This is a genomic window from Parasphingorhabdus sp., assembly GCF_049667325.1.
Lineage (GTDB): Bacteria > Pseudomonadota > Alphaproteobacteria > Sphingomonadales > Sphingomonadaceae > Parasphingorhabdus.
Genome location: NZ_JBATHY010000315.1, coordinates 1 through 5,477, shown reverse-complemented (window position 1 = coordinate 5,477; position 5,477 = coordinate 1). Strand labels below are relative to the sequence as shown.

Sequence of the window (5,477 nt, the reverse complement as noted above, 5' to 3'; positions counted from 1 at the left end):
TGGACGTTGATGATTTCCTGCATCGTCTGGCGATCCGGGAATTTGATATAGTGGAAGAAGCAGCGGCGCAGGAAGGCGTCGGGAAGCTCCTTCTCGTTGTTGGACGTGATGATCACGATCGGCCGTTCCGCCGCCTTGATGGTTTCCTTGGTCTCGTAGACATGGAATTCCATGCGGTCGAGTTCCTGCAGTAGGTCGTTCGGAAATTCGATATCCGCTTTGTCGATCTCGTCGATCAGCAGGACGGGAAGTTCGGGAGCGGTGAATGCTTCCCACAGCTTTCCCTTGCGGATGTAGTTGGAAATATCGTGGACGCGCTCATCACCCAATTGGCCATCACGCAGACGCGCCACCGCATCATATTCATACAGGCCCTGATGCGCTTTGGTCGTGGATTTTACATTCCATTCGATCAGCGGCGTGCCCATTGCCTTGGCAATTTCATAGGCCAGAACCGTTTTACCGGTGCCAGGCTCGCCTTTGACAAGGAGAGGGCGCCGGAGGGTCATGGCGGCGTTGACAGCAACCTTCAGGTCATCGGTTGCAACATAGTCTTTGGTACCGTCAAAACGCATGATTTTCTATTCCTTGCCGTGATAGTCAAAGCAAAGGCGATAGGGAAAACCCCCATTGTAGGCAAGTTAATCATTTGGTTAAGTTTGGCGGGAACTGACGCGTAAAATTTTAGGAAAGGCGCGTTTTCCGGCGTGCTTCAAGCAGTTGCCAAAGTCCTCGATGCTGGTTGAGCAGCTGTTCCGAGCCAAAATTCAAAGCCCGTTCGAGAGCCGGTGTTTGCGACAACTGGTCTTTGAGGGCCACCGTGGTCGCAACATCCGGCAGGATCGATGAACGGGCTTCGACGCTGACCCGAAGTGCGATCGGTTCAAGGATTTTCCTAATCGAGTGCCAGTCCGAAACCAGTGCAATTGCCGCTCCGATGGCGCATCCGTTGCGATCGGATTGCGACAGCATTTCCAGTGCCTTGCGCTGGCCGTGCACCGCCGCATTGCTTTGGTCCGCAGCGCTGACTCCGGAAACCGGTCCGGCAGCCACGGTCAATTTTGTCAGAAATGCCCGTTCAGCAGCAAAACCGTCGGTCGCCTGGACCAGCCATTCGCGTGCCGCATCATCGGCGGTTTTGGTCGCGGCATTGTCGGTGACACCGGGATGCCTACCGTGCAAAATGCACAAAAAATGTGCGATGTCAGCGATATCCGCACCAGACAGAATAGAGAAATCTTCGGCGATCAGCTGGACATAGGGCGCCATATCGCTGCCATGGGTGCCGACATGTTCAGCCAAACTATGCTGTGTCGTCGATTGTGCATTTTGTCCAAGCATCGCGTTTCCGATATCCCGAGAATTATCGCGAAAATGCAATAAACATCTTCGTCCAATCCAGGCTATACAGATGATTCCTAAAGAGCTGGTTTATCGGCTGTTAGCTATTTACAAACCATGATGTTCGGTGGGGACGTGGCAAGCTATTGATCCAGGAAACTCCGCATTTTGCGGCTGCGGCTCGGGTGTTTCAGTTTTCTGAGCGCCTTTGCCTCAATCTGCCGGATCCGTTCGCGCGTGACGCTGAACTGTTGTCCTACTTCTTCCAGCGTGTGATCGGTGTTCATGCCGATACCGAATCGCATGCGCAGCACGCGTTCTTCACGCGGAGTCAGGCTGGCGAGAACGCGAGTCACAGTTTCCTTCAGATTCGCTTGAATTGCCGCGTCGACCGGGATGATTGCATTTTTGTCTTCAATAAAATCACCGAGATGCGAATCTTCTTCATCACCGATTGGGGTTTCGAGCGAAATCGGTTCCTTGGCAATTTTCATCACCTTGCGCACTTTTTCAAGCGGCATGGAGAGGCGTTCGGCCATCTCTTCCGGGGTCGGCTCCCGGCCCTGTTCATGGAGGAACTGGCGGGACGTTCTGACCAGCTTGTTGATAGTTTCGATCATATGCACCGGAATACGTATGGTACGTGCCTGATCAGCAATGGATCGGGTGATCGCCTGACGGATCCACCAGGTGGCGTAGGTGCTGAACTTGTAACCGCGGCGATATTCGAATTTGTCGACCGCTTTCATCAGGCCGATATTGCCTTCCTGAATCAGGTCGAGAAACTGCAAGCCACGGTTGGTATATTTTTTGGCGATGGAAATCACGAGGCGAAGATTGGCTTCGACCATTTCCTTTTTGGCGATCCGCGCTTCGCGCTCGCCCTTTTGCACCATATTTACAATGCGGCGAAATTCGATCAGCGATGTTCCGGTAGCATTGGCGATATCGGAAATTTCAGCCCGGATGCGGTCAACCGCTTCTGCTTCTTTTTCGACAAAGGCCGCCCATTTTTTGTCGGTCTTGGCCATGCCGGCCAGCCAGCCGTCGTCCAGCTCGTTGCCGACATAGCTCTCCAGAAACGCACGGCGCGGAACCTTGTGCCGTTCCGCCAGACGGAGCATCTGCCCGCCGAGCGTCGTCAGCCGGCGATTAAACGAGTAAAGCTGGTCGACCAGAAACTCGATCTTGTTCGCATGAAATTGCACGCTTTCGACCAACGCGGTCAATTCTTCCCGCAAATTGTGATATTTTGTCTCGGAAGCTTTCGGAAAATCCTTGCCGGCTGCCAACGAGTCCAGCCTGATCGTCTGCAATTTCGAGAATTTCTTGAACACCGATGTGATCAGCGCAAATTTATCGAGCGCGTCGGGTTTCAGGGCCTCTTCCATCTGGGCGAGCGAAAGGGTATTGTCTTCCTCTTCCTCTTCGACCACCCGCTTGGTGCGGCGTTCGGTTAGTTCTGCCTCTTCATCATCGTCACCGTCAGCCGATTCTTCATCCTCGACTTCGTCATCATCCTTGAACGAGGGGCCGGCAGTTTTCTCGCTGATTTCGCCGTCATCATCGTCTTCTTCGTCAAGATTTTCCGGGACCGGATCCTTGGAAAGCATTGCGTCGAGATCGAGAATTTCGCGCAACTGCATTTCGCCGTCGTTGAGCGCGGTTGACCATTCGATAATCGCGTTAAATGTGGTCGGGCTTTCGCAAAGGCCCCAGATCATGGTGTCGCGGCCAGCTTCGATACGCTTGGCAATGGCGATCTCGCCTTCGCGGCTGAGCAATTCGACGGCGCCCATTTCGCGCAGATACATGCGGACCGGATCGTCGGTGCGGTCGGCGGCGGCCTTTTTGGGAACGGCAGCAGCGGTTTTTTTCTCTTTGCCCTTGCCGTCGATAGATTCTACTTCATCGCCGCCCAGTTCTTCGGCGGCTTCCTCGTCATTCTCGACAATCCGGACACCCATTTCGGAGATTGCAGACATCACGTCCTCAATCTGCTCGTTCTGGTCCTGGGGCAGGGCTTCGTTCAGCTCGTCAATCGTCAGATAGCCGCGCTTTTTCCCTTTAGTGATCAATTTCTTGATCGCGCTATCGTTGAGATCGATCAACGGTTCGTCTTCGGCTTTGGAATTTTTCGCTTTACTTGCCAATGGCTGAGGCCCCTAATTTAAAACTACACTGTGTCGTCGATCTGGGTCAGGTCGACCAACCGCTCGTGAAATAACCGCTTTGCTTCCCTGAGGCGCTGCTGCTCGGCATAACTTTCTTCCGTGAGATCGTCCTGCACCCGCCGCGTCGCCTCTGCCAGAGCCGCTTCCAGTCCGGGGCGCGCCGTCACCACTTTTATCGCTTCTGCCAAATCCCGATGCGCCCTTTCGATCAAAAGCGAAGGGGCATCTTCTGGCATTCTGCGGTTGAAAGTGAAATTCAGCGCGTCGGCCCGTAACAGCCCTTTTGCGACATTATAACAATCTGTCTTCTCCAATATGGTAAGAAGGCCCTGCATATCAAGCGTTTCTTTGCTCATTGCGACATTGATCAATTCACCGAGCAACATCTGCAATTGCGAATCGGCAAGTTTGATCGCGCTGAGCTCCTCGAAATGGCTCGAAATACGGCCCGGATGGCGGATCAGACCGCCTAATATTCCTTTGGCGATTTGCAGGTCATAACCCTCGATCAAAAAGGTCTTGGTGTCGTCCAGCGGCTTGAAAGATACAAATTTCGACGGAAATTTGCGGTTTTTGCCCGGAGTAAACCGCCCTTCTGAACGATTGTCCTTCCGGGAAAAAAAAGCAGCTTGATAGCGCTCGTGGAATTCCTGCCGATAATGCTGGGCAATATCCTGGTCGGCGATTTCGCGGACATGACCGGACAGGCGTTTTTTCAGGCCAGCCTTGGTTTCCGGAGTATTGAGCGGCTCCGCGTCATATTCCACCTGCCAGATTTTCTCGTCGAGCATCTGGGGTTTGGCGATCAAAGCCGCGAAGGCCTGCGCGCCGTCGGAGCGGATCAGGTCATCGGGATCCTGGCCGGCTGGAAGGGAAATAAAGTGCAGGCTGTGCGAGGGGCGCAAGATCGGCAAAGCGCGCAAGGCCGCCCGCATCGAAGCCTTTTGGCCGGCATTGTCGCCATCAAAACAGAGGATCGGGGCTTCGACCATTTTCCAGATCCGTTCGATCTGATGCTCAGTCAGCGCGGTGCCGAGAGGAGCCACCACATCCGCGAATCCGGCCTGCGCCAGAGCGATGGCGTCCATATAGCCCTCGACCACCAATATCCGTCCGGTCTGGCGGGATGCCGGCGAGGCCTTGTCAAGATTGTAAAGCGTGCGGCCTTTGTCGAACAAGGGCGTATCGGGGCTATTGAGATATTTCGGCTCGCCATCGCCCAAGATGCGGCCACCAAAAGCAATCACCCGGCCCCGCGGATCGCGGATCGGGATCATCAACCGACCGCGGAACCGGTCATAGGGCTCCTTTTCTTCGACCTTGATCAGCAGTCCGGCCTCGACCAGCTGGTCCATGCCATGAACCGAGAGCGCTTGCCTGAGCCGTCCCCGGGAATCGGGCGCAAAACCGAAACCAAACTCGCGGATCGTGCTTTCGGATATGCCGCGGTTTTTTAGATATTCCCGAGCCGCAGCCCCCTCGACGCCGTTGAATTGTGCGACAAACCAGTCCTGCGCTGCTGCCATGACGTCGTGCAGGGTAGCGCGGGTTTCCTGGCGTTGCGCCGCGCGCGGGTCGGGGGCAGGGACATCCATCTGGGCTTCCGCTGCGAGATCCTTGACCGCGTCCATGAAGCCCAGCCCGCGTTGTTCGGTCATCCAGCTGATCGCATCACCATGAGCGCCGCAGCCGAAGCAGTGGTAAAAGCCTTTTTCGTCGTTGATCGTGAAGCTCGGCGTTTTCTCGTTATGAAACGGGCAGCACGCCTTATATTCCCGCCCCGCCTTCTGCACCTTCACAGTTCGCCCGATCAGGGTCGATAAAGTGACACGCGATCGCAGTTCTTCGAGCCATTGCGGGGACAGGGTCATAGATTTAGCTCAGCGCCGCCTTCACCAGTGCGCTGGCTTTGCTCATGTCGATTTCGGTGCCGTGGCGTTTCTTGAGTTCGCCCATCACCGG

4 protein-coding genes and 1 pseudogene are annotated in these 5,477 nt (G+C 55.1%); all 5 read right to left on the bottom strand.

Annotated elements, in window-relative coordinates; genetic code table 11:
- Positions 1 to 575, bottom strand: a 575-nt coding sequence (locus WBM93_RS13670; RefSeq protein WP_424432416.1) for an AAA family ATPase, incomplete at its 3' end; no start/stop codon positions are given.
- A gap of 109 nt (positions 576 to 684) precedes the next feature.
- The gene (locus tag WBM93_RS13665; RefSeq protein WP_424432415.1) at positions 685 to 1,341 is read right to left on the bottom strand and encodes a DUF6975 family protein; all 657 of its coding nucleotides are present in this window, start codon (positions 1,339 to 1,341) and stop codon (positions 685 to 687) included.
- 143 nt (positions 1,342 to 1,484) lie between these two features.
- Positions 1,485 to 3,494, bottom strand: coding sequence for an RNA polymerase sigma factor RpoD (gene rpoD / locus WBM93_RS13660; RefSeq protein ID WP_424432414.1), 2,010 nt, complete (start codon positions 3,492 to 3,494; stop codon positions 1,485 to 1,487).
- A 23-nt stretch (positions 3,495 to 3,517) separates the two neighbouring features.
- Positions 3,518 to 5,386, bottom strand: a complete 1,869-nt coding sequence (gene dnaG / locus WBM93_RS13655; protein WP_424432413.1) for a DNA primase — start codon at positions 5,384 to 5,386, stop codon at positions 3,518 to 3,520.
- Positions 5,387 to 5,390: 4 nt separating this feature from the next.
- Positions 5,391 to 5,477, bottom strand: a pseudogene (locus WBM93_RS13650) (GatB/YqeY domain-containing protein); the annotation flags it as partial.

Excerpts from the sequence above, each read along its gene's own strand:
- WBM93_RS13665 (WP_424432415.1), bottom strand. The coding sequence starts at position 1,341 with ATGCTTGGACAAAATGCACAATCGACGACACAGCATAGTTTGGCTGAA.
- dnaG (WP_424432413.1), bottom strand. The coding sequence starts at position 5,386 with ATGACCCTGTCCCCGCAATGGCTCGAAGAACTGCGATCGCGTGTCACT.